We start from the raw sequence: 25,356 nt of genomic DNA on the forward strand, positions 1-25,356 counted from the left end.
TCTCGCAAACTCATGAAATAACATGGCAGCTCCGCAAGGGACTGCCTTTTTTTCGCGATTAGCCCAAGGCAACCAGCAGCGCGCCTATGCTAATCAGGGCAACGCCAATACCGGCGATAAACGAAATCTTCTCGCCAAATAAAATCACAGCCAAAATCACCGCAAACACTACGCTGAGTTTATCAATGGGCGCAACCTGCGAAACGGTGCCGTTTTTGATAGCCATAAAGTAAAACAACCAGGACAGCGCCCCGGCCACGCCGCTTAGTACGATAAACAGCAAGGCTTTTTTATCGGTGAGTACGGTACCCACCAGATGATATTTCCCCTGAACCACCACTACGCCGACTAAAAACAGCGCCATCACCACGGCCCTCACGGCGGTGGCGGTATTGGCATCCAGATGTTGAAGACCGATTTTGCCAAATATGGCGACCAGCGAAGCGGTAAAGGCAGAGAGTAAAGCGTAGATTAACCAGGTACTCATAGCGAATAAGACCTATTTGCAACGAAAACTCCGATGCTACGCCTGCAAACTTTCCTTGCCTACCCTTAAAGGTAAATCTTAGCGCGGTAATGTATCAGCAATAAAACGATAGCCGACGCCAGTTTCGGTAATCAGATGTTTAGGGCGTGCGGGATCGGCCTCCAGCTTTTGCCGTAGGTGACCCATATAAATTCGCAGATAGTGATTGTGCTCGACGTAGTTTGGTCCCCACACCTGATTCAGCAGTTGGCGCTGGGTGATGACTTTTCCAGGGTTGGCCAGCAGGGCGGTTAGCAGGCGAAATTCCAACGGCGTTAGGTGGAGGTCTTCATCGCCGCGTTTGACCTGACGGTTGATCAGATCAACGCTCACATCGGCAAAACTGACGATGGGGCTTTCCTGCGCTCCAGATCCGTGACGACGTAGTGCCACTCGGACTCTGGCCAGTAATTCGCTGATACCAAAAGGTTTGCTCAGATAATCGTCTGCGCCGGCATCCAGCGCGGCCACTTTGTCTTCTTCGCTATTCCGGGCGGAGAGCACAATCACTGGGATAGCGCTCCATTGGCGCAAATCCTGAATATAATCCAGACCGTCGCCGTCCGGTAACCCGAGATCGAGGATGATTAAATCCGGTTTGCGGGTGCCAGCCTCGATCAAACCTCGCTGTAGGGTGTCGCTGTCAAATACCCGGCAGCCTTCGTTCTCCAACGCGGTACGGACAAAGCGGCGGATCTCTTTTTCATCTTCAACAATTAAAACGGTAGCTGGAGAGATAATCACATGTCCTCAGGATTAACGTTATCCATATCTGGTGGAACCTCCAATGGCAGGACAAAATGGAAAACAGCACCGCCGTTTTGGCCTTTCTCTGCCCAGATTCTCCCACCGTGAACATCAATAATGGCACGGCAAATGGCTAACCCCAAGCCCACGCCGGGAATGGCCGACTCTTTATTGCCACGGGAGAATTTATCAAAAATAAGCTGCTCTTGCCCACCGGTAATACCAGGCCCGTTATCCCAGACTTCCACATTCAGCCATTCTTCCTGAACTTTGGCGCGAATGCCTAGGGTTGCGCTCGGTCCGGCATATTTATGAGCATTTTCCAATAGGTTGATAAAGACCCGCTCCAGCAGACTGCCATCACAATTAATCAGTACCATTTCACTGGGTAAATCCAGCTCGATAAGATGAGAACTGAGCGTTGTTTCCAGCATGTGCAGCGCGCTGCCGACGATTTCTTCCAACGATTGCCATTCTTTCCGCAGGTTAAAACCGCCGGATTGAATCCGCGCCATATCCAGCAAATTATTAACCAATCGAGTGGTGCTAAGCACCTGTTGACGAATCTGGCTGGCCTGCGGCGCGTGGCGGGAACCTTCAGCCGCTAAGTCCAAGGTCAGGATTTCGGCCTGCCCGAATAATACGGTTAACGGAGTGCGTAAATCGTGGGAAAGCGCCGCCAGCAGGGAATTTCGCAGTTGTTCGCGCTCTGCGTCCAGTTTGGCGACTTCGGCGGTACGGGCCAGATGCAGACGCTCCAGCGCGTTGGCTATCAGGCTGGTAAAGGTTTGTAGCAAACGCTGCTGCTCTGGCACCATCAATTGCCGTAGGTTGGCCGGTTCAATCGCCAGCACGCCGAAGGTTTGTTTTGAGGTGGTCAGTGGCAACAGTTGATAAGGTACGCCGGGCAGGGTATCGGTACCTGCGCCTGCGGGAGCACCGTGATCGAAACTCCAGCGGGCAATGGCTTCATCCACCGAAAAAATATTGCCGTCTTCGGTGCCAATTTGGTGTAATCGCCCGTCTTCCTGCGGCAGCAACAGGCCAGTTTTGGCCTGAAAACTGCTGGAAAGAAAGTGGCGGCTGGTTTTGGCAATGTCAACGCAGCTTAATGCGCGGCTCAGGCCGCGGGACATCTCATACAAATGTCTGGCTCGTTGCTCGCGATAACGGGCGATGCGCGCCTGATAGCGTACGCCGGCGGTTAGATTCCCCACGACGATGCCGACAATCAACATCACGCCAAAAGTGACCAGATATTGCACATCAGTCACCGCCAGCGACCAGTGGGGTTGGACAAAGAACAGATCGAAACTGGCGACGTTTAGTACGGCAGCCAGCACAGACGGCCAGCGCCCGTAAAACAGCGCAATGATCACCACGCCGAGCAGATAAACCATCACCAGATTCGCCTGATCAAATCCGGGGATCAGCCACTGAGATAAAATAGTGATCAGTGCACACAGCCCGATCGCGGCCGCGCAGCCTTGTAGCTGCATGCGCCATTTTTCGCTAAAACTGCGTGTATCATTTTCTTTGGCCGCCGCAGGTTGATGGTCATTTTCCAATGCGACAATCACCAAATCCAGATCCGGCCCCAGCTTGCCCAGTCGATCGCCAAAACTGCCGCGCAGTTTCCAGCGTTGCTCGCTGCGGCGACCAATAATGATTTTCCCCAGATTGTGATCGCGAGCGTAACGTAGAATCGCCCGTTCTTCACAAGGATCGGAAAGGGTAGCGGTTTCCGCGCCTAATTCTTGCGCCAGCTTCAAGGCGCGTAGGATGGCTCGGCGTTTCGCTTCCGGCAATGCGTGGAGACGTGGCGTCTCTACGTAGACCGCGTGCCAGATACAGCCGAGACGAGCCGCCAAACGCGCTGCGGTGCGCACCAGCTTCTCATTACCGACATTGTGGCCGATACACAGCAAAATCGCATCGCGGGTGTGCCAAACGCGCTCGCGGCCTTGGGTATCCCGAAAGGCGCGCATTTGGTCGTCCACCCGATCGGCGGTACGACGTAGCGCCAGCTCGCGCAGAGCGATCAGATTACCTTTGCGGAAAAAATGTTCGATGGCACGTTCGGCCTGACCGGAAATATACACTTTGCCTTCGTTCAGGCGGCGGCGTAGGTCATCCGGTGGCAGATCCACCAGTACGACTTCCGTGGCTTCATCGAACATATGATCGGGAATCGTTTCCCGCACGCGAATACCGGTCACGCCGCCTACGACGTCATTCAGGCTTTCCAGATGCTGTACATTGACGGTAGTCAGCACATCAATGCCTGAATCCAGCAATTCTTCCACATCCTGCCAGCGTTTGGGATGGCGCGAACCGTTGGCGTTACTGTGCGCCAGTTCATCCATCAGAATCAGCGCCGGATGACGCGCCAGCGCCGCATCCAGATCAAATTCGCGTACCTGGCGATTGCGATGAGCAATACGCTTGAGCGGTAGCTGATCTAACCCTTCCAGCAGCGCGGCGGTTTCACTGCGACCATGGGTTTCTACCACGCCAACCAGCACATCCAGCCCTTGAGCACGCAGGCGCTGCGCCTCTTGCAGCATGGCGTAGGTTTTCCCTACTCCGGCGCAGGCACCAAAGAAGACCTTGAGCTTGCCGCGTGGTTTTTCGTTCGCCACTGCCAGCAGACTATCGGGATCTGGACGGATTGGTTCGGCATCCACGGTGATTTTTCCTTATTGTTTTAGCGGTTTAACGTTATCCAGTGCCATATTCAGTATCAGCACGTTCACCACGCTTTCTCCGAGGAAGTTCGGAACCGATTTCTGCTCATTTTTTGCGATGAGATCCTGCACTTCGGATAATGTTAACTGGCGGGCTTTAGCCACGCGATTAGCCTGATAATAGGCGGCTTCCAGCGATATTTGCGGATCGAGACCGCTACCGGAGGCGGTAACCAAATCCACCGGAACCGGGCCGGTTTGATCTGGGTTAGCCAAACGCAGTGCTTTAATCCGTTCGTTAATCTCGGCATCCAGTGCTGGGTTGCTAATAGCTAAATTACTGCCGCCGGATGACAGAGCATTATAAGGTATATCCGATGTGGCCGATGGGCGACCACTAAAATATCCCGGTTGAGTAAACTGCTGACCAATCAGTGTCGAACCGACCGCTTCGCCGCCCAGCGTTGCCAGAGAACCATGGGCTTTATCGCTAAAAATAACCTGAGCCAAACCGGTAGTCAGTAATGGATAGGCGATACCGGTGATCAGGGTTAATAAAATCACTAAAATCAGTGACGGACGCAGATAAGACATCATAAAAACCTCGTTATTCACGCAGGCCGGACGCAGTGTCCGGCAGCCATTAAGCGCTCGTTCAACCCATATTCAGCGCGGTTAACACCAAATCGATCAGTTTGATCCCGACAAAAGGCACTAATAAACCGCCTAAGCCGTAGATCCATAAATTTCGACGCAACAAAGCCGCAGCGCTCATCGCTTTATAACTGACGCCTTTTAACGCCAGTGGAATCAGAAACACAATCACTAAGGCGTTGAAAATTACCGCCGATAGAATGGCGGAAGACGGGGAGTGCAATTGCATCACGTTTAACGCATTCAACTGCGGGTAAGTGGCAGCGAAAGCGGCCGGAATAATGGCAAAATATTTCGCTACATCGTTGGCAATACTAAAGGTCGTCAGGGAACCGCGAGTCATCAGCATTTGTTTACCGATGTGTACAACCTCAATCAGTTTGGTCGGATTGGAGTCTAAATCCACCATATTGCCCGCTTCTTTCGCTGCCTGCGTCCCTGAGTTCATCGCCACCGCGACATCGGCCTGTGCCAGCGCCGGCGCGTCATTGGTACCGTCGCCGGTCATCGCGACCAGACGACCTTCTCCCTGATATTGACGAATCAGCGCCAGCTTGGCTTCCGGCGTGGCTTCGGCCAGAAAATCATCTACCCCGGCTTCGGCGGCAATGGCTGCGGCGGTCAGACGGTTATCGCCGGTAATCATCACGGTTTTGATGCCCATTTTGCGTAATTCGGCAAAACGCTCTTTAATCCCGCCTTTGACGATATCTTTCAACGCGACGACACCCAAAACCCGAGCGCCCTCTGCGACGACCAACGGCGTGCCGCCGGTTTTCGCTACGCTTTCAACCAAATCGTCCACGGCGCGTGGGAAATGGCCATTATTCGACTCCACGTGGCGACGAATGGCATCTACCGCGCCTTTGCGAATCATTCTATCCTGCACGTTTACGCCGCTCATGCGGGTTTGGGCAGAGAAGGGGACAAAGGTTGCATTCAAGGCATGAATATCACGCTCCCGCAAATTAAAGCGCTGTTTCGCCAGCACGACGATACTGCGGCCTTCTGGCGTTTCATCGGCTAAAGAAGATAGCTGGGCGGCGTCTGCCAATTGCTGTTCGGTAACGCCGGGTGCAGGCAGGAATTCCGAAGCCTGACGGTTGCCCAATGTGATGGTGCCGGTTTTATCCAGCAACAGCACATCGACATCGCCAGCGGCTTCCACCGCGCGCCCGCTGGTGGCTATCACGTTGGCACCCAGCATCCGGCTCATGCCGGCTACCCCAATGGCTGATAACAGGCCGCCGATGGTGGTTGGAATCAAACACACCAGCAACGCTACCAGAACGGTAATGGTTACCGGACTGCCAGCCTGATTAGCTTCCACACTAAATAATGAGAAGGGAAACAGCGTAGCCGTTGCCAGCAAAAACACGATGGTTAAGGCCACCAGTAAAATGGTCAAAGCCACTTCATTTGGTGTTTTACGCCGTTTTGCTCCTTCCACCATCGCTATCATGCGATCGAGGAAAGTCTCGCCGGGATTGACGCTGCACTCGACTACCAACCAATCGGACAGCACGCGAGTCCCGCCGGTAACGGAGGAGAAATCGCCGCCGGATTCGCGAATAACCGGAGCAGATTCGCCGGTAATGGCGCTTTCATCCACCGATGCGCCACCTTCCAGCACTTCGCCATCGCAGGGGACGGTATCTCCGGCTTGTACTAGCACCAAATCGCCTTTTCGCAGGCTATCGGCGGATACTTTCTCCTGCGGCGCATCCGCGTGAGGAGCGCTAAGTTTTTTAGCCCAACTGGTTTTTTTTACCCCTCTCAGGCTTTCGGCCTGAGCCTTACTGCGGCCTTCTGCCAGCGCTTCGGCAAAGTTGGCAAACAGCACGGTAAACCAAAGCCAAAGGGCTACGTTACCGGTAAACATGGCGTTGCCGTCGGCTTGCCCGCTGAGAATCGCCAGCCAGATAGCGGTTGTCAACCAACTGCCTAGGTACACCACGAACATTACCGGGTTACGCCATTGGGTACGCGGGTCCAATTTTTTCACTGCATCAATCAGTGCGGTGCGAACCAGTGCGGGCTCAAAGAGTGCGCGTTGTTTGCGAGTCATATGTGTTCTCTCTCTACAACCGAATCGTTGTTAACATTATTTATTAATAATCAGCGTGTTAACCAAACTTTCAGATGTTCAGCGACCGGCCCTAATGCCAGTGCAGGAATAAAGGTCAGAGCGCCAACCAACATCACGGTACCGACCAACAGACCAACAAACAGCGGACCTGAAGTTGGTAACGTGCCGTTCCCCGCCGGTTGACGTTTTTTCGCCGCCAGCGATCCCGCGATAGCCAGAACCGGTAAAATGACGCCAAAGCGGCCGATGAACATCGCCAGCGCCAATAACAGGTTATAGAACGGGGTATTGACGCTCAGGCCAGCGAAGGCGCTGCCATTGTTGTTAGCCGCCGATGACAGGGCGTACAGCACTTCACTGAAACCATGAGCGCCCGGATTAAGAATTCCTGCTCGCCCGGCGTCGGTGTTCAGTGCCAGCGCGGTGCCTAGCAGTACCACGGTCGGCGTGACCAGAATGGCCAGTGCGGTCATTTTCATATCGAACACATCGATTTTTTTACCCAGATATTCCGGCGTGCGGCCAATCATCAGCCCGGCGATAAACACCGTCAGCAGCACAAACAGCAGCATCCCGTATAAGCCAGAGCCAACGCCGCCGAACACCACTTCGCCAATTTGCATCAGCCACATCGGCACCATGCCGCCCAGCGCGGTAAAGGAGTCATGCATAGCGTTAACCGCCCCACACGACGCGGCTGTGGTTACTACGGCGTACATACTGGACGACAGAATCCCGAAGCGGCTTTCTTTACCTTCCATATTGATATTGCTGTCAGCGCCGAGCAGGGTAAGGTGCGGGTTGCCTGTCAGTTCGGCGTACATCACTACAGCGACAGCAGTGATGAAAATCAGTGACATAGCCCAAATCAGCGCATGACCCTGGCGGTTATCTCCCACTACCTGACCAAAAGCAAAACACAGGGCACAGGGAATAAGGAAAATTGCCAGCATTTGCACAAAATTGCTGAAAGCGGTTGGGTTTTCAAACGGATGAGCGGAGTTGGCGCCAAAGAAACCGCCGCCGTTGGTGCCGAGCATTTTAATCGCTTCCTGTGAAGCCACTGGCCCCATCGGTAGGATCTGTTTTGCTCCCTCTAGCGTTGTAACGTGTTGGTAAGCATCAAAATTCTGTAAAACGCCTTGGCTGACAAAAATCAGCGCGATAATCAGAGAAAGGGGCAATAGCACGTATAGAGTAATGCGCAGAATATCAACCCAGGCATTACCTAGTGTGTTGGAAGAATGGCGGGCGAAGGCGCGAATCAACGCAAAAGCCACGGTGATACCCGTTGCGGCAGACAGGAAGTTTTGCACCGTCAAACCGGCCATTTGGCTGAGATAACTGAGCGTATTCTCTCCGCTGTAGGCCTGCCAGTTGGTATTCGTGACAAAACTGACGGTGGTATTTAACGCTAACTGCCAGGACATCCCCGGTAAATGTTGAGGATTTAGAGGCAGAGCGCCCTGAGACATTAATAATGTGAATAAAAATATTCCACCAATCAGATTAAAGAATAAAATAGCCAGCGCGTATTGCCAGGCATTCATTTCTTCATTTTTTACGCCGCTACAGCGCCAGATAGCGGCTTCCATACGCTGTAATCGCGGGAATGGTTCGCCTTCGATTAGCCGCGCCAAAAAACCACCCAGCGGGCGTGAAAGAACCAGTAGCACCAATAAGAAACTGGCGATAAGCAGGAAAGCTGACGCAGCCATTTAAAAGTCCTCCGCATTAAATAAGGCGTATACCAAATAGCCCAGAAGCAACAGGACCAGCAACGCACCAACAACGATGCTGAAACTCACGGGACACCTCCACAGGTGATGTTTTTTGATAACAGCAGGTTACGGAGTCATAAATATAGTTACTGATAAAAAATCCGCATTGTGTGTAAAAAAAACGTAAAAATGGTCAAAAAAGGTTCATAAAGTGACGTTAATTTAGGCGGTGAGTTTGTGGTAGAGATACTTTGAGTTCGAAGAAAACAGGAATGCTAATTTCATGCTCATAACGTTATCAATCTCGCAACTAAAATAGCCACAAGATAACTAAAGGTTAGTTTTAAATTAACCTTAATGTAACAAAATTACGGAAGATGACGATAATTTGTGTTTTTCGTGCCTTTTAGTGGTCGGATGAGTGGTAAACTTTCATTCAATGCGGTAAAATTTTGTTCAGTTTCCAAATTCACTTGTTTATTTCTAGCGCCAAGCTGTAAAACTGACCCAGAGTTGATAGTGGTCTGCCTAACAGAACGGCGCTTTTAAGGAGGATCGCTATGTCTATGTACAATGTATATCCATTGCATCAGGTTCTCCTGCGCCGCTGCGCAGTAATCCTGATGGGTGTTTTGGCTTTGCCAGTGATGTTATTCCGCCGTGACCGTGCTCGTTTTTACAGCTATTTGCACCGCGTTTGGGCGAAAACCAGCGATAAACCAGTATGGTTAGCGCAGTCTGAATTAGCCGCTCGGGATTTCTACTGAGTTAATTAGAATCCCGGTGTGAAATCGAATGCCAGTCAGTGCACGCTGACTGGCATTTGTTTTTTTGGCTTCCCAATAATACGGTTCACGAGTGCCCGGCGGCGCTGGCTTTACTCACACACTCTCCCCTCATCAAGCCGATATTTACCTCGCCTTAGGGTTATTTCACGCAATAACAGTTATGCTTAAAATTCATAAGATTAAAAATTCTGATGCCAATGTGTATCATCGGGCCAGATAGCGTGATTTAACCAAACGTTTCTTGAATTTATTGAATGTCGGGAGTGAACTATGAGCGAAAAAATCCCCGTAGGTATCAGCGCCTGCCTGCTCGGCAGCAAGGTACGTTTTGACGGTGGGCATAAACGGCTGGACTTCGCTACAGAAGAACTGGCTCCCTACGTCGAATTTGAACCCATTTGCCCAGAAATGGCCATTGGTTTGCCTTCTCCGCGTCCCGCTCTACGCTTGGTTCGCAAGCAGGATGACGTCCTGATCCGTACCAGCAATGACGCCAATCAGGATGTTACCGCCGCCATGCGTCGTTTTGCCGAGGAAAAGGTATCTCATCTCAGCCATTTGTGCGGCTATATTTTGTGCGCAAAATCTCCCAGCTGCGGAATGGAGCGGGTGAGGGTATACAGCGAGAAAGGCGATTTTTCCAAGAAGGAGGGTACCGGAATTTTCGCTCAGGAATTGCTAAAACAGTTGCCCTGGCTACCGGTTGAGGAAGATGGTCGCCTGCACGATCCGCAACTGCGAGAGAATTTTGTCGAGCGTATCTACGCGCTGGCTGAGTTTAATTCTCTATGGAAGAAAGGGTTAACGCGCGGCAGCCTAATGGCATTTCATAGTCGTTATAAACTTTCACTGCTCGCGCATTCTCAGCCTGAATATCGCCAGATCGGTCCTTTTGTCGCCGCAATGGATCAATGGGAATCACTGGAAGATTTTGCTATTGAATATCGTAACCGTTTGATGCATTTGCTGGCACATAAAGCGACCCGCCGTAATCACACTAATGTCTTAATGCATGTACAAGGTTACTTCCGTCGACATTTAAATGCTGCTCAACGGCAAGAGTTGGCCCAGTTAATCGACCGCTACCGACAGGGTATGCAACCCTTATTAGCGCCAATAACTCTGTTAAAACATTATATGGCTGAGTACCCGGATGCCTATCTGGCGCAACAGCGGTATTTTGAACCGTATCCGGAGGCGTTGAGGTTGCGCTACGGACATTAAGCGGTTGGTGATCGGCTGCTGTGTCTGTCTATTTGATTTTTAGATAATTTTATAAAAAGGAATGCCATGACTACCCATTTGGTCTGGTTTCGCCACGATTTGCGCGTTACCGATAATTTGGCCCTGCACGCGGCCTGTGAAGACCCGCAGGCGCAGGTGCAGGCCGTATTTATCGCTACGCCGGGGCAGTGGGCATCTCACGATATGGCGCCGCGGCAGGCCGCATTTATTCATCAAAACCTACAATTACTTCGACAGCAACTCGCGCTGCGTGGTATCCCATTGCATTACCATCAATGCCATGATTTCGACGCTTCAGTAGACTGGTTAGCCAATCTTTGTATTGAACAACGCATTGATAAACTGCTTTATAATCATCAATATGAACTGAACGAACGACTGCGGGATACGCAGCTGGAAGAAAAGCTTCGTGGGCAAGTCATCTGTCAGGGTTTCCATGACAGCCTGTTATTGCCGCCGGGAAGCGTTCTGACCGGCAACGGCGAAATGTATAAGGTTTACACCCCATTTCGCCGTGCTTTTATCCAGCGCTTGTTGATGACTGACTGCAACTGCGTGCCAGCCCCACAACCGCGGCAGTCGCCAATGGATGACTCATCTGCGCTCGCACCTTTTAATTATCCTGCAGCAGAAGTGGACGCTGAGCTCTTTCCCGCGGGAGAAGAGGCCGCTTTACGCCGCCTTCGCCAATTTTGTCGCGAAACTGTGCAGGATTATCAGAAACAGCGAGATTTGCCGGCAGTTGACGGAACCAGCCAATTATCGCCTTATCTGGCTCTTGGCGTGCTGTCTCCGCGCCAATGTTTCAATCGACTGCGAGCAGAATGCCCCAACGTGCTGGACATGCCGGACGGTGGCGCATTCAATTGGCTTAATGAATTGATCTGGCGAGAATTTTATCGCCATCTATTGGTGGCTTATCCGCGATTATGCCGAAATCGTCCGTTTATTGACTGGACGGATGAGGTACGATGGAACCCTGCTGACGATAAGTTGCAAGCGTGGCAACAAGGCCTGACCGGCTATCCGATTGTGGATGCGGCGATGCGACAGCTAAATGCTACCGGGTGGATGCATAATCGCTTGCGTATGATTACCGCCAGCTTTTTGGTCAAAGACCTGCTGCTGGATTGGCGTTTAGGCGAGCGGTATTTTATGTCTCAGTTGTTGGATGGCGATCTGGCTGCCAATAACGGGGGCTGGCAATGGGCCGCGTCAACGGGGACAGATTCTGCCCCGTATTTTCGTATTTTCAACCCCACGACTCAAGGGGAACGGTTTGATAAACAAGGCACTTTTATCCGCCGTTGGCTACCGGAGTTAGCGGCGGTGCCGGAAAGTGATATTCACCAGCCTTGGCGTTGGGCGCAGTGGCAACAGCCGCTTGATTACCCGCAGCCGATCGTCGATCACAAACAAGCCAGATTGGACACGTTGGCCGCATTTGAGGCCGCCAGACGGGAACATTCCCGCACAACATAACAACAAGGAGCCAGTATGTTTAAAAAAGGGTTAGTCCTGATCTTCAGCCTCTATTCTTCATTGAGCTGGGGTGGATTTGAGGTGGTTGCCCTTGGCGTGGATGGTGGCGTCAGCGATGGCAATTTAACCTCGTATTTAATTCGCAGCGATACTAACCCTCTGTATCTTGGTCTGGACGCAGGATCTGTGCTTCCCGGTATAGCCAAAGGCTTGGACAAAGGGAACTTTGCCGATGTAACCGAGCAAAACGCGGCGCCTTTCACCCGTCAGGGCTATATTTTCCGTCAACGCATTAACAGCTACTTTATTAGTCACGCTCATCTGGATCACGTTGCAGGGCTGATTATTGGCTCTCCCGAAGACAGTAAGAAAACCATCTATGGCACCGCCGCTACGGTGGAAACCTTGAGAAACCACTATTTTAACTGGCGCGTGTGGCCGAACTTTACCGATTCTGGCAGTGGCACGCGCTTGGGCACTTATCGCCTGCAGGCTCCGCGTCCCGCTCAACGTTTCACTATAGGTTTAACCCGATTGATCGGTGAAATCTATCCTCTGAGCCATGACCAGTCTCCTTCTTCGATGTTATTGATCGGTCAGGGCGATGAGTTCTTCGCCTATTTTGGTGATACCGGGCCTGACGCGGTGGAAAAATCAAAAAATCTGGATCAGATTTGGCGCATTTTGGGTGAAAAGGTCAAACAGAAGCAGCTAAAAGGCATGATTATCGAGGTGTCTTACCCAAACAGCGTGGCTGACGGCAAACTTTATGGTCATATGACACCCAAATGGTTGCTGGCAGAGCTGAAAAATCTGGCGAAATACAGCGGTGAAGGCGAGCAACCGCTGAAAGATTTACCGGTGGTGATTAGCCATATCAAGCCGTCGTTACAGCAGGGGCCAGATCCCCGGAAAGTCATTGTGGATGAACTGCAGCAGGCTAACGATCTGGGCGTTAAATTTATTCTGATGGAGCAGGGCGACAGTCAGCAATTCTGAGTGTCGCGGGTTTGCTTTCGCTAAAATCGGCGGGTATGTTAGCCCCAAAATCGCTAAAACGAGATGAAGATCATGCGTAACACCGAACTGGAAACCCTGATAAATACCGAATTGAATACCGCTGCTTTTCAGGATTATGCGCCGAATGGCCTACAGGTCGAAGGTCGCCCTGAGGTGCAACGAATTGTTACCGGCGTGACGGCCAGTCAGGCGTTGCTGGATGCGGCAGTGGAGCATCGGGCCGACGCGATTCTGGTTCACCACGGTTATTTTTGGAAGAATGAACCGGTGGTAGTTCGCGGTATGAAACGTAATCGCCTGAAAACCTTACTTACTGAAGATATCAATCTCTATGGATACCATCTGCCGCTGGATGCGCATCCAACGTTGGGCAATAACGCGCAGCTAGCCAGGCTACTTGATATTCATGTTATCGGTGAAATCGAGTCGTTGTTGCCTTATGGCGAGTTTGAAAAACCGATCAATAACCAGATACTGAAAGAGCGTCTGGAAAAACAGCTAGGCCGCCCGGTTCTGCACTGTGGCGATCACGCGCCTACGGATATTCGTCGCATTGCCTGGTGCACGGGCGGTGGGCAAGGTTATATTCAGCAGGCGGCTGATTTCGGGGTTGATGCCTTTGTTACCGGTGAGGTTTCCGAGCAGACGATTCATATTGCTCGTGAGATGGGGGTGAATTTTTATGCGGCGGGTCACCACGCGACCGAACGCGGCGGCATTAAGGCGCTGGGGGAGTGGCTGGCGAACCAACACGGGTTTGACGTGACTTTCATTGATATTCCTAACCCTGCTTAATGCTCTCTCAATCACGCCGCTCAATCAATTGGTGGCGTGAATTCTCTGCTCTAATCCTGACCAGAAAAGCACTATTCCTCGTAAAAACTGAGGGTTATTAGTTTACTCATCCTAATAAAACCCTATCTGACGAATATTAAGCGATAAAGGTTATATTTATCATAACTTTTAGGTATTCAATGCTGATTTTTAATAAGAAATAAATTAGTTAATTGCCAACATAGTGGTTTAAAACACGTTAAATATTGCTTTCATAGCGATTAATAATGGTGTTATCCGCTTATGTGGCAGTTAATCGCCTATCTCCCGTTGTTAAGCCCCTATTGACAGTTGCAATGCGCTAAAGCATAACTATGTGCTTATGGCTAATAATTATTAAGTTATAGAAACAGTCAAAGTCTTATAAAGAGCAGGGAGATAAGGATTGCAACGAGCACGATGTTACCTATTGGGAGAAAGCGCGGTGGTTCTGGAATTGGAGCCGCCGGTGACTCTGGCAAGCCAACAACGTATTTGGGGTCTGGCGGATCGCCTGATTCATCATCCTGATGTTCGCGAAGCCATTCCGGGCATGAATAACCTGACGCTGTTGCTGGAGAACCCGCAGCAAACGGCGTTGGATGCCATTGAGCGTTTACAGCGCTGGTGGGAAGAAAGTGAGTCCTTGGTACTCGAATCCCGAAACATTGATATTCCGGTGATCTACGGCGGAGAGTTCGGGCCGGATCTGGAAGACGTGGCTCGTCACACCGGTTTGTCACCGCGTCAGGTGGTGGAATGTCATTCTTCTGCGAGTTATATCGTCTATTTCCTCGGTTTTCAGCCGGGTTTCTCCTATTTAGGCGGTCTGCCGGAACAACTGGCAACGCCGCGTCGCGGGGAGCCTCGTCTGTCTGTTGCACCGGGTTCCGTTGGGATCGGCGGCAGCCAAACGGGTATTTATCCGTTAGCTACCCCCGGTGGTTGGCAATTGATAGGGCGTACTTCTCTGGCATTGTTTAACCCGTTGGAAATGCCGCCTACCTTGCTTCGCCCCGGTGATAATGTGCGCTTTGTACCACTCAAGGAGGGCGTATGTTAAAAATTATTCGCGCCGGTATTTACACCACTATTCAGGATGAAGGCCGTCCCGGTTTTCGCCGTTTGGGTATCAGTCAGGGCGGGGCACTGGATTTACCCGCGCTGAAAATGGCTAATATGTTGGTGGGGAATGCCCCCGCTGCCGCAGGATTGGAAATTACGCTGGGGCAGTTTTGTGCCGAATTTACTCAGACAGGCTGGATCGCACTAACTGGCGCGGGCTGTGATGCCAGGCTCGACGACCAATTACTGTGGACCGGCTGGCGTTATCCGGTGAAAGCGGGCCAGCGTATTCAACTTAATGTCCCATTGCGGGGAATGCGCAGTTATCTGGCGATCTCCGGCGGTATTGACGTGCCTGAAATGCTTGGCTCGCGCAGCACTGATCTGAAAGCCGGATTTGGCGGTCATCAAGGGCGGTTGATTAAAGAGGGCGACGAATTGCCGTTGGGCAAAGCGAGCCGTTTACCTAAGGAATCCGTTGGCATTAAACAATTACTGTTTGGTAATCGAGTGCGGGCGGTGCCGGGGCCGGAATATCACGAGTTTTCGTCCAGTGCGCAAGAGGCGTTTTGGCGCAGTGCGTGGCAGCTGAGCCCGCAAAGTAATCGGATGGGCTACCGTCTGACCGGCGGCGAGTTATCCCGCAATACCGCGCGGGAAATGTTATCCCACGGTTTACTGCCCGGAGTGGTGCAGGTGCCGCATAACGGCCAGCCAATTGTATTAATGGCAGATGCGCAAACTACGGGCGGTTATCCGCGAATTGCCTGCGTGATCGAAGCCGATCTCTTCCATTTGGCGCAAATTCGTTTGGGAGAACCGGTGCATTTTGTCAAATGTACGCTGGAGGACGCTTTGAAAGCCAAAGCCGAACAACAGCTGTATTTGCAACAGATTGAACGGGGTTTAGCCGCGGGTTTCCACCCGGTGGAGGCCAAATGAAAGTAGATTTAAACGCAGATTTGGGTGAAGGCTGCGCCAACGATCGTGAATTATTGCAGTTAGTCAGTTCCGCTAATATCGCCTGCGGTTTCCATGCGGGAGACGCTGAAATTATGCGCCAGTCGGTTCGTTGGGCGTTGGAGTTTCGCGTGGCTATTGGCGCTCATCCCAGCTTTCCCGATCGGGAGAACTTTGGCCGCACCGCGATGCAACTGCCGCCAGAAACCGTCTATGCGCAGGTGATTTATCAGCTCGGCGCGTTGGCGGCTATCGTGAGGGCGGAGGGCGGGCGTATGCAGCACGTAAAGCCCCACGGCATGCTGTATAACCAGGCGGCGAAAGATCCGCAGTTGGCAGACGCCATTGCTCAGGCGGTGAAAGCCGTCGATTCCAATTTGCGTTTGGTTGGATTGGCGGGTAGCGAATTAATTCTTGCTGGGCAGCGCGCGGGTTTATCTACCCGACAGGAAGTTTTTGCCGATCGTCGTTATCAGGCCGATGGTTCGCTGGTTCCGCGCAACGAGCCGGATGCGTTGATTGAAAGCGATGAACTGGCATTATCTCAAACGCTGGAAATGGTACAGCAGCGGCGGGTTCAGTCCCGTGACGGCATTTGGGTGCCGGTACAGGCAGATACCGTTTGTGTTCACGGTGATGGCGCGCACGCATTGGCTTTTGCTCGTCGCCTCTATGACAGTTTTATACAGAAAAATATCAGCATCAGTGCGAGTTGATAGGGCGTCAATAATCATAACCGCCTAGCCCGGGCGGAATAATAGTGAACACTTGATCAGAACCCAGGATAGGAGAATACATTTGGAACAGACCGTAAATTTCTGGCCGCTTATTGGTATTGCGGCAATTATCATCGGATTTTTAATGCGTATTAATGCCGTATTGGTGGTGATTACCGCTGGCATTATTACCGGCGTAGCGGCTTTGATGCCTATTGCCACCATATTAGAGAAACTGGGTGAAGGTTTTTTGAATACACGAAACCTGCCGCTGATTTTATTACTGCCGCTGGCGGTAATAGGTTTATTGGAGCGCCACGGCCTGAAAGAACGGGCGCAGGCGTGGATTTCAAAAATAAAAAGCGCCACCTCCGGTCGGCTGCTGATCGTGTACCTGTTTGTGCGTGAAGCCACAGCAGCGCTGGGGTTAACCAGTCTGGGCGGACATCCGCAAATGGTCCGTCCATTATTGGCTCCGATGGCCGAAGGTGCGGCGGAAACACGTTATGGCGAGTTACCGGAGAAAGTTCGCTACCGTTTGCGCGCTATGTCGGCGGCCACGGATAACGTGGGATTATTTTTTGGGGAAGATATATTCGTCGCTTTCGGTGCGATTATCTTTATGCATAACTTTATGTTGGAATCTGGCGGTATTCAAACCGAACCGCTGCATATTGCCCTGTGGGGTATTCCGACTGCGATTTGTGCATTTATCATTCACGCATATCGCTTGCAGCGTTTAGATAAACAATTGGCGGCAGAACTGACGGCGCTGAATCAGTCGGCATTAGCTGAGAAAGGGGCGTCGAAATGATTTTCCAACAACAATATCTCTATTGGCTGGCGGGCGTAGTGCTGCTGATTGTCGCCTTGATGTCATTTCGCGATAAAGCTAACCCGCGTCGAATTACCACCGGTTTGTTTTGGGGATTGTACGGACTGTTTTTTCTGGTAGGAGACTGGACGTACCGTTTGGCCAATTCGCTGGGCGGCGACGGTCCGGATGAAAAACGCATTCTGAATATCACCGTGGGCGTGGTGGTGGTCATTATGGCGCTGATCGCCGGTTTTGGTGGCGTTCGATTGGGTAGCTATCATCAGCGCACGCCGGTGGAACGCGAAGTGAGCGCTAAGAAACTGGGGAACCGCCTGTTTATTCCAGCGCTGGCAATTCCAGTCGTGACGGTTATTGGCGTACTGTTATTCAACAACATTCCAGCGTTAGATTTGTGGGTGTTTGGTAGCGGTAACCATGCCACTTTGGTGACGCTGTTCTCTATGACTCTAGGCTGTGTGCTCGGCCTGATTATTGCCGTGGTGATGACGAAAGAAACCGCCGCGCAGCCGGTTCAGGAAGCGCGGCGTTTACTGGATTCCATCGGTTGGGCCTTTATTCTGCCGCAGATATTAGCCACTTTAGGCCTGTTATTCACCACCGCAGGCGTGGGAACGGCGATTGCTCATTTGACGCAAGAATATCTGGCTGTCGATCATCGCTTTATCGCCGTAGCCGTCTATGCTATCGGCATGGCGGTGCTCACCATGATTATGGGGAATGCGTTTGCGGCATTCCCCATTGTCACCGCTGGGATCGGGATCCCAATTCTGGTATCACAGCACGGCGGTAATCCGGCAGTTATGGCGGCTATCGGGATGTTTTCCGGCTATTGCGGCACGCTAATGACGCCAATGGCAGCTAACTTTAATATCGTTCCGGCAGCGTTACTGGAGTTGCCTGACAAGAATGCGGTGATTAAGGCGCAGATTCCAACCGGCGTAACTTTATTGATTGTTAACGTATTCTTACTGTATTTCCTGATGTTCCTGTAGGAGAAGTGATGAAAAACGTATTAATTACCGGTTTTGAGCCTTTTGGCGGCGAGCGGGTCAATCCGTCGTGGGAAGTGGTCAAGCAATTGAATGATTTGCAGCTTTCCGGCGTTCGGGTGGTGGCTCATCAGCTGCCCTGCGCTTTTGGCGAAGCCTTAACATCGCTGAATGCGGCCATTGATGCCACTCAGCCGGTATTGGTTCTGGCTATTGGACAGGCCGGTGGTCGTGCAGATATCACCATTGAACGCGTCGCGATCAATGTGGATGATGCGCGTATTGCGGATAATCTGGGACAACAGCCGGTAGACCAGCCGATTGTGCCTGATGGCCCGGTGGCGTACTTTACCCGTTTGCCCATCAAAGCCATGGTGCAGGGAATCCGCGAGGCGGGAATACCGGCGTCGGTTTCCCAAACGGCTGGAACCTACGTGTGTAACCATGTGATGTACGGTCTACTGCATCGTTTACATCAACAGGACAACGAGGTGAAAGGGGGATTTATTCATATCCCTTATTTGCCGGAGCAGGCGGTAAACCACCCCGGTTCGCCAAGTATGTCGGCTCAGTCCGTCCTGATCGCGCTGGAAGTTGCTATTTCTGTGGCGTTGCAAATTGAACATGATTTGCACATATCCGGCGGCGCGACACACTGATCCCTATTGGAATAATCAATAAAAAAGCGGAGGGCGACTTCCGCTTTGTCGTTTTAAGGAGGAGCAGAATGCCGGAAGGCCCGGAAATTCGTCGCGCTGCGGATAAACTTGCCGAGGCGGTGATAGGCAAGCCGTTGAAACAGGTGTGGTTTGCTTTTCCTCAGCTCAAGCCTTATCAATCTTTGCTGCTTAATCAGCAGGTCAATGAAATACAAACTCGGGGCAAAGCATTGTTGACGCATTTCTCCGATGGATTGACGCTGTATAGCCATAATCAGCTGTACGGAGTCTGGCGAGTGGTTAAAGCGGGAGAAACGCCACAGACTAAGCGAGATCTGCGAATACGACTGGAAACGGCCGACCAGGCCATTTTGCTCTACAGCGCCTCTGATATAGAGATTGGGCCGCGTGAAGTGATTGAACAACATCCCTTTTTGCAGCGTATTGGCCCAGATGTGCTGGATATGGCGCTCACGGAAAATGACGTGATTGCGCGGTTATTGTCGCCGCAGTTTTGCCGTCGGCAATTGGGCGGAATGCTATTGGATCAGGCATTTTTGGCGGGATTAGGCAATTATTTACGCGCAGAAATTCTGTGGCTGGCGGCGTTGGCACCAACGCATAAACCGCAGGATCTCCCCCCAGAGGCATTGCAGGCGTTGGCTTCGGCGTTATTGGCGGTGCCACGCCTTTCCTACGCGACGCGCGGCGTAGTGGATGAAAATCATCATCACGGCGCATTATTCCGTTTCAAGGTCTTCAATCGTACCGGCCAGCCTTGCGCGCGCTGCGGTGAGCCGATTGAAAAAATTGCTATTTCTTCGCGTCCTTTCTATTGGTGTCCGGCCTGTCAGCATTAATTATCAATGATAAAACGCGTTTTTCAGCCATAAAAAACGCCACTGAAAAGTGGCGTTTGATGATCGGGTCGCGCCTAGATTCAGTGCGCGACGGGAGTCAATTTACTTCTTGATTTGGCTAGTGAAATCGCGTTCTGCGTAGCCGGTGTACAGCTGGCGAGGACGAGCGATTTTCAGGCCTTCATCATGCATTTCGTTCCAGTGAGCAATCCAGCCTATGGTACGGGCGATAGCAAAGATCACGGTAAACATGGAGGAAGGAATACCCAGCGCTTTCAGGATGATACCTGAGTAGAAATCTACGTTCGGGTACAGTTTCTTCTCGATGAAGTACGGGTCATTCAGGGCGATACGTTCCAGCTCCATCGCCACTTCCAGCAGGTTGTCATTCAGGTTGAGTTCTTTCAACACTTCATGGCAAGTCTCACGCATCACGGTAGCGCGTGGATCGTGGTTTTTATACACCCGATGACCGAAGCCCATCAGACGGAAGGAGTCATTTTTGTCTTTGGCGCGACGGATAAATTCAGGAATGTGCTCAACGGTTTTGATTTCTTCCAGCATCTTCAGGCAGGCTTCGTTCGCGCCACCGTGAGCCGGTCCCCACAGGGACGCAATCCCGGCAGCAATACAGGCAAACGGGTTAGCGCCGGAAGAACCGGCGGTACGCACGGTAGATGTGGAGGCGTTTTGTTCATGGTCAGCGTGCAGGATGAAGATGCGATCCATTGCGCGTTCCAATACCGGATTCACTTTGTATTCTTCACATGGAGTAGAGAACATCATGTGCAGGAAGTTACCGGCGTAGGACAGATCGTTACGTGGATAAACGAAAGGCTGGCCTAGGGAATATTTGTAACACATTGCGGCAACCGTTGGCATTTTGGACAGCAAACGGAAAGCGGTAATTTCGCGGTGACGCTCGTTGTTAACATCCAGTGCATCGTGGTAGAAGGCAGCCAGTGCGCCTGTCACGCCGCAAAGTACGGCCATTGGATGAGAGTCACGGCGGAAGCCTTGCAGCAGTCGGGTAATCTGCTCATGGATCATGGTGTGACGGGTCACGGTAGTTTTAAACGTGGCGTATTCTTCCGGCGTTGGCGTTTCACCGTACAGCAAGATATAGCACACTTCCAGATAGGTAGATTCTTTCGCTAACTGATCGATTGGGAAGCCACGGTGCAGCAAAATACCGTTATCACCGTCGATGTAGGTGATTTTTGATTCGCAGGACGCAGTGGAGGTAAAACCGGGATCAAAGGTGAAATAGCCTTTGGAACCTAAGGTTCGTACGTCGATAACATCGGTACCCAAAGTCGGGGATAGTACGCCCAGTTCAATCGTAGCTTCGCCAGTCAAAGTTAGCGTCGCTTTCTTGTCAGCCATTTACAGTCTCCTTAGCGCTATATTTTAAAATCCTTAACAACCGTAATGTCTTTTGTGCCTGCGGCATGCCTTATCGGTTATCAGCAGCACCCTGTTTTATTCATCGTTCAAGTCGCGATTTAGGGTACAGAGCATGTTGCTAATAGAACCAACAATCCGGCACGTTGGAGTGTCAGGCGACGTTACGTGATTGTTAACGATTTGTCGGATACTTATATTTTTCTAATCATTGCCTACGAGATTATTAGGGGTATTTACTTACACACTGTTGCACAACTTATGTCCATAAGGAAGTGTATCCGTAGACCTTTCGTGCATCATAGGGCTTATTTATCCCTTAGTTGTAATGGAAATGTTTATTCTTTGTCAAATCAGATAATTAATTTTATTTAAATTGTGTAAATCGTGATCCTAATCACTGTTCAAGGCAAATGTTATCAATCAGTTTGTGTGGGAATTGTAATAAGAATGTGAACCCCCTATACTGCCGCCAGGTCTCCGGATTACCCTGAAGTAGGAGCACCCAGCGTTATACAGAGCACACATTTTTTGACACTCAGGACGTAATGTGAAATTTGTGATGTGAAGGGTTACGACTCATAACGCTGTCTGATCCCCGCCCAGGCCGGAGGAAGGAAAATAATAAGAGCTGTGTGGGCAAAACCGTGAAAAAACAAAGACCTGTTAACTTGGATCTGCAAACCATCCGATTTCCTGTTACTGCGATAGCGTCCATCTTACATCGAGTCTCTGGCGTCATTACCTTCGTTGCTGTGGGTATCCTCCTCTGGCTACTGGGTCTGTCTCTCTCGTCCTACGAGGGATTCCTGCAGGCCTCCGCCATCATGAATAGCTTTATTGTTAAATTCATCTTCTGGGGAATTCTCACTGCGCTGGCCTATCACATTGTCGTGGGCATCCGCCACGTATTAATGGATTTTGGCTATCTCGAAGAAAGTTTAGCGGCGGGTACCCGTTCTGCCCAAGTGGCGATGGGCATCACCCTGGTGCTGTCAGTTCTGGCTGGAGTCCTGGTATGGTAAGCAATGCTTCTGCGTTAGGGCGTAATGGTGTACACGACTGGCTGCTTCTGCGCGCGTCTGCGATCGTCATTACCCTATATGTACTCTACATCCTGGGCTTTGTTGCCATTGCCCCGGACATCACCTACGAAATCTGGCGTGGCTTCTTCGCCTCTTCCATCACCAAAGTCTTTACCTTGCTGACGCTGCTGTCGATTCTTGCTCACGCGTGGATCGGGCTGTGGCAGGTATTAACGGACTATATAAAGCCATTAGCGTTGCGTCTGGTCTTACAGCTGGTCGTGGTGATTACGTTATTGGTTTACTTACTGTACGGAACTATTGTGGTGTGGGGAGCTTAAATGAAACTGCCAGTCAGAGAGTTTGACGCTGTTGTTATTGGTGCAGGTGGCGCAGGTATGCGCGCAGCCTTGCAGATTTCTCAAATGGGGTTGTCTTGCGCCCTGATTTCCAAAGTTTTCCCAACCCGTTCTCATACGGTATCTGCGCAGGGCGGTATTACCGTTGCGCTGGGTAACACCCACGAAGATAACTGGGAATGGCATATGTACGACACGGTGAAAGGCTCCGATTATATCGGTGACCAGGACGCCATTGAATATATGTGTAAAACCGGCCCGGAAGCGGTGCTGGAACTCGAACACATGGGGCTGCCGTTCTCTCGTCTGGAAGATGGCTCCATTTATCAGCGCCCGTTTGGTGGCCAATCACTGAACTTCGGCGGCGGTCAGGCGGCACGTACCGCTGCGGCGGCTGACCGTACCGGCCATGCGCTGTTGCACACCCTTTATCAACAAAACCTGAAAAACCATACCACTATCTTCTCCGAGTGGTATGCGCTGGATTTGGTGAAGAATCAGGATGGCGCCTTTGTCGGCTGTACCGCAATCTGTATCGAAACCGGCGAAGTGGTTTATTTCAAAGCTCGCGCGACGGTATTGGCTACCGGCGGAGCAGGGCGTATTTACCAGTCCACAACCAATGCTCACATTAATACCGGCGACGGCGTCGGCATGGCTCTGCGTGCCGGCGTTCCGGTGCAGGACATGGAAATGTGGCAATTCCACCCTACGGGCATCGCGGGTGCTGGCGTACTGGTGACCGAAGGCTGTCGTGGTGAAGGCGGTTATCTGCTGAACAAACACGGTGAACGCTTTATGGAACGCTATGCGCCAAACGCTAAAGATTTGGCCGGTCGCGACGTAGTAGCCCGTTCCATCATGATCGAAATTCGTGAAGGTCGTGGCTGTGACGGTCCTTGGGGCCCACACGCCAAGCTGAAACTGGATCATTTGGGTAAAGATGTTCTGGAGTCCCGTCTGCCGGGCATTCTGGAATTATCCCGCACCTTTGCTCACGTTGATCCGGTTAAAGAGCCGATTCCGGTTATTCCTACCTGCCACTATATGATGGGCGGTATTCCGACCAAAGTGACCGGTCAGGCGATTACCGTGAATGAAAAAGGCGAAGACGTCGTGATTCCGGGTCTGTTTGCCGTCGGTGAGATTGCCTGCGTATCCGTCCATGGTGCAAACCGTCTGGGCGGCAACTCGCTGCTGGATCTGGTGGTATTTGGTCGAGCAGCCGGAATGCACTTGCAGGAATCCTTAATGGAGCAAGGGCCAAGCCGTGATGCCAGCGATTCGGATATTGAAGCCTCGTTGGATCGTATGAACCGTTGGAATAACACGCCAAGCGGTGAAGATCCGGTGGAAATCCGTAAAGCCTTACAATCTTGTATGCAGCATAACTTCTCGGTATTCCGTGAAGGTGATGCCATGGCAAAAGGGTTGGAAGAACTGAAAGTGATTCGTGAACGCCTGAAAAATGCGCGTCTGGACGACACTTCCAGCGAATTTAACACCCAGCGTATCGAATGTCTGGAACTGGAAAACTTGATGGAAACAGCGTTTTCCACAGCGGTGTCCGCAAACTTCCGAACCGAAAGTCGCGGTGCTCATAGCCGTTTCGACTTCCCGGAGCGTGACGATGCGAACTGGCTGTGCCACTCGTTGTATCTACCGCAAACCGAGAGCATGACCCGCCGTGAGGTGAACATGCAGCCGAAGCTACGCGCGGCGTTCCCGCCGAAAGTGCGTTCTTACTAACGCGTTTGCCGAGTTAACCCGTTGCGGAGGAGTGAGTCATGAAACTCGAATTTTCGATTTATCGTTATAACCCGGACGTTGATGATGCGCCGCATATGCAGGATTACAGCCTGGAAGCGGAAGAAGGCCGGGATATGATGCTGCTGGATGCGCTAATTCAGCTGAAAGAACAAGATCCTACCCTGTCTTTCCGTCGCTCCTGTCGTGAGGGCGTGTGCGGCTCAGACGGATTGAACATGAACGGTAAAAACGGCCTGGCCTGTATTACGCCGGTTTCGGCGTTAACCAATGGTCGTAAGAAGATTGTTATTCGCCCGTTGCCGGGTTTGCCTGTGGTGCGTGATTTAGTGGTCGATATGGGCCAGTTCTACACCCAATACGAAAAAATTAAGCCTTACCTGCTTAATGACGGCAAAAACCCACCGGCGCGTGAGCATCTGCAATCTCCGGAAGAGAGGGCAAAACTGGATGGTCTGTACGAATGTATCCTGTGCGCCTGCTGCTCAACCTCTTGCCCGTCGTTCTGGTGGAACCCGGATAAGTTCGTTGGACCTGCTGGTTTACTCGCTGCTTATCGCTTCCTGATCGACAGCCGTGATACTGAAACGCAGTCGCGTTTAGACGACCTTAACGATGCTTTCAGTGTCTTCCGTTGTCACAGTATTATGAATTGTGTGAGTGTTTGCCCAAAAGGCCTTAATCCTACTCGCGCAATAGGCCATATTAAGTCTATGTTGTTGCAACGAAGTGCATGATGTGAGTTTATAAACCCGGGGAATAATTTTCCCGGGTGATAATAAAGGTAGGGAATCTCTAAAAGCCGACGCTGTTGTCTGTTTCTAGAGGTTCCTTGAAAGGGACCGATAAGGTCCATAGCAGAACGTGCATTGAGCACGTCGAGTGAACCGTTTTTACGGCAAACCGTTTACTTCACGGTATATATGTTAACCACGGCGAAAA

General features: G+C 51.4%; 24 protein-coding genes. 16 read left to right on the forward strand and 8 right to left on the reverse strand.

What is annotated here, in order from left to right; all coding sequences use genetic code 11:
• Positions 1–58 precede the first annotated feature (58 nt).
• The 7 genes from PL78_RS01345 to PL78_RS21015 form a co-directional block, all read right to left on the reverse strand.
• Positions 59–487: an EamA family transporter gene (locus PL78_RS01345; RefSeq protein ID WP_064512485.1), complete on the reverse strand. Its 429-nt coding sequence runs from the start codon at positions 485–487 to the stop codon at positions 59–61.
• 78 nt (positions 488–565) lie between these two features.
• Complete coding sequence (kdpE, locus tag PL78_RS01350) at positions 566–1,270, reverse strand: two-component system response regulator KdpE (RefSeq protein WP_064512487.1); 705 nt, start codon at positions 1,268–1,270, stop codon at positions 566–568.
• Complete coding sequence (gene kdpD / locus PL78_RS01355) at positions 1,267–3,960, reverse strand: two-component system sensor histidine kinase KdpD (protein WP_064512489.1); 2,694 nt, start codon at positions 3,958–3,960, stop codon at positions 1,267–1,269. The genes kdpE and kdpD overlap by 4 nt, the downstream gene beginning before the upstream one ends.
• A gap of 12 nt (positions 3,961–3,972) precedes the next feature.
• A complete protein-coding gene (gene kdpC / locus PL78_RS01360) occupies positions 3,973–4,554 on the reverse strand; it encodes a potassium-transporting ATPase subunit KdpC (protein ID WP_064518195.1) in 582 nt (193 codons plus the stop codon).
• A 61-nt stretch (positions 4,555–4,615) separates the two neighbouring features.
• Complete coding sequence (kdpB, locus tag PL78_RS01365) at positions 4,616–6,682, reverse strand: potassium-transporting ATPase subunit KdpB (RefSeq protein WP_064512490.1); 2,067 nt, start codon at positions 6,680–6,682, stop codon at positions 4,616–4,618.
• A gap of 50 nt (positions 6,683–6,732) precedes the next feature.
• Positions 6,733–8,421: a potassium-transporting ATPase subunit KdpA gene (gene kdpA / locus PL78_RS01370; RefSeq protein WP_064512493.1), complete on the reverse strand. Its 1,689-nt coding sequence runs from the start codon at positions 8,419–8,421 to the stop codon at positions 6,733–6,735.
• Positions 8,422–8,511: a K(+)-transporting ATPase subunit F gene (locus PL78_RS21015; protein WP_049596748.1), complete on the reverse strand. Its 90-nt coding sequence runs from the start codon at positions 8,509–8,511 to the stop codon at positions 8,422–8,424. It lies immediately after the preceding gene.
• A 473-nt stretch (positions 8,512–8,984) separates the two neighbouring features.
• Here PL78_RS21015 and PL78_RS01380 point away from each other — a divergent pair, with 473 nt between their 5' ends.
• The 12 genes from PL78_RS01380 (at position 8,985) to nei (ending at position 19,859) form a co-directional block, all read left to right on the forward strand.
• A complete protein-coding gene (locus PL78_RS01380; RefSeq protein WP_049596747.1) occupies positions 8,985–9,191 on the forward strand; it encodes a YbfA family protein in 207 nt (68 codons plus the stop codon).
• A 291-nt stretch (positions 9,192–9,482) separates the two neighbouring features.
• Positions 9,483–10,436 carry a YbgA family protein gene (locus tag PL78_RS01385; protein WP_064512495.1) on the forward strand — a complete coding sequence of 318 codons (954 nt, stop codon included), beginning with the start codon at positions 9,483–9,485 and terminating at the stop codon, positions 10,434–10,436.
• A gap of 66 nt (positions 10,437–10,502) precedes the next feature.
• The gene (gene phrB / locus PL78_RS01390) at positions 10,503–11,939 is read left to right on the forward strand and encodes a deoxyribodipyrimidine photo-lyase (protein ID WP_064512497.1); all 1,437 of its coding nucleotides are present in this window, start codon (positions 10,503–10,505) and stop codon (positions 11,937–11,939) included.
• 15 nt (positions 11,940–11,954) lie between these two features.
• Positions 11,955–12,938 carry an MBL fold metallo-hydrolase gene (locus PL78_RS01395; protein WP_064512499.1) on the forward strand — a complete coding sequence of 328 codons (984 nt, stop codon included), beginning with the start codon at positions 11,955–11,957 and terminating at the stop codon, positions 12,936–12,938.
• A gap of 72 nt (positions 12,939–13,010) precedes the next feature.
• Positions 13,011–13,754 (forward strand): type 2 GTP cyclohydrolase I, encoded by a 744-nt coding sequence (locus PL78_RS01400; RefSeq protein WP_064512500.1) that lies wholly within the window; start codon positions 13,011–13,013, stop codon positions 13,752–13,754.
• 424 nt (positions 13,755–14,178) lie between these two features.
• Positions 14,179–14,835, forward strand: coding sequence for a 5-oxoprolinase subunit PxpB (gene pxpB, locus PL78_RS01405; protein WP_064512502.1), 657 nt, complete (start codon positions 14,179–14,181; stop codon positions 14,833–14,835).
• A complete protein-coding gene (pxpC, locus tag PL78_RS01410; RefSeq protein WP_064512504.1) occupies positions 14,829–15,779 on the forward strand; it encodes a 5-oxoprolinase subunit PxpC in 951 nt (316 codons plus the stop codon). Before pxpB ends, pxpC begins: the two co-directional genes overlap by 7 nt.
• Positions 15,776–16,513: a 5-oxoprolinase subunit PxpA gene (pxpA, locus tag PL78_RS01415; protein ID WP_064512505.1), complete on the forward strand. Its 738-nt coding sequence runs from the start codon at positions 15,776–15,778 to the stop codon at positions 16,511–16,513. Before pxpC ends, pxpA begins: the two co-directional genes overlap by 4 nt.
• An 82-nt stretch (positions 16,514–16,595) precedes the next feature.
• The gene (locus PL78_RS01420) at positions 16,596–17,327 is read left to right on the forward strand and encodes a DUF969 domain-containing protein (RefSeq protein ID WP_064512506.1); all 732 of its coding nucleotides are present in this window, start codon (positions 16,596–16,598) and stop codon (positions 17,325–17,327) included.
• Positions 17,324–18,343, forward strand: coding sequence for a DUF979 domain-containing protein (locus PL78_RS01425; protein ID WP_064512508.1), 1,020 nt, complete (start codon positions 17,324–17,326; stop codon positions 18,341–18,343). Before PL78_RS01420 ends, PL78_RS01425 begins: the two co-directional genes overlap by 4 nt.
• An 8-nt stretch (positions 18,344–18,351) precedes the next feature.
• Positions 18,352–18,999: a pyroglutamyl-peptidase I gene (gene pcp / locus PL78_RS01430; protein WP_064512509.1), complete on the forward strand. Its 648-nt coding sequence runs from the start codon at positions 18,352–18,354 to the stop codon at positions 18,997–18,999.
• A 68-nt stretch (positions 19,000–19,067) separates the two neighbouring features.
• A complete protein-coding gene (nei, locus tag PL78_RS01435; protein WP_064512511.1) occupies positions 19,068–19,859 on the forward strand; it encodes an endonuclease VIII in 792 nt (263 codons plus the stop codon).
• 102 nt (positions 19,860–19,961) lie between these two features.
• Here the strand turns inward: nei and PL78_RS01440 are convergent, their stop codons facing one another.
• On the reverse strand, positions 19,962–21,245 hold the full coding sequence (locus tag PL78_RS01440) for a citrate synthase (protein ID WP_064512513.1): 1,284 nt from the start codon (positions 21,243–21,245) through the stop codon (positions 19,962–19,964).
• A 653-nt stretch (positions 21,246–21,898) separates the two neighbouring features.
• On the opposite strand from PL78_RS01440, the gene sdhC reads away from it, so the two are divergent.
• From sdhC to PL78_RS01460, 4 genes are read left to right on the forward strand one after another with little or no spacing between them, the layout of a single operon-like run.
• Entirely contained in the window at positions 21,899–22,288 is a 390-nt protein-coding gene (sdhC, locus tag PL78_RS01445) for a succinate dehydrogenase cytochrome b556 subunit (RefSeq protein WP_064512515.1), read from the forward strand.
• Positions 22,282–22,629 carry a succinate dehydrogenase membrane anchor subunit gene (gene sdhD, locus PL78_RS01450; RefSeq protein WP_064512517.1) on the forward strand — a complete coding sequence of 116 codons (348 nt, stop codon included), beginning with the start codon at positions 22,282–22,284 and terminating at the stop codon, positions 22,627–22,629. Before sdhC ends, sdhD begins: the two co-directional genes overlap by 7 nt.
• Entirely contained in the window at positions 22,630–24,396 is a 1,767-nt protein-coding gene (gene sdhA / locus PL78_RS01455) for a succinate dehydrogenase flavoprotein subunit (protein ID WP_064512519.1), read from the forward strand. It abuts the gene before it with no gap.
• 38 nt (positions 24,397–24,434) lie between these two features.
• Positions 24,435–25,151, forward strand: coding sequence for a succinate dehydrogenase iron-sulfur subunit (locus tag PL78_RS01460; protein WP_049596731.1), 717 nt, complete (start codon positions 24,435–24,437; stop codon positions 25,149–25,151).
• The last annotated feature ends 205 nt before the right edge of the window (positions 25,152–25,356 follow it).

It is taken from the genome of Yersinia entomophaga, from assembly GCF_001656035.1.
GTDB classification, from domain to species: domain Bacteria; phylum Pseudomonadota; class Gammaproteobacteria; order Enterobacterales; family Enterobacteriaceae; genus Yersinia; species Yersinia entomophaga.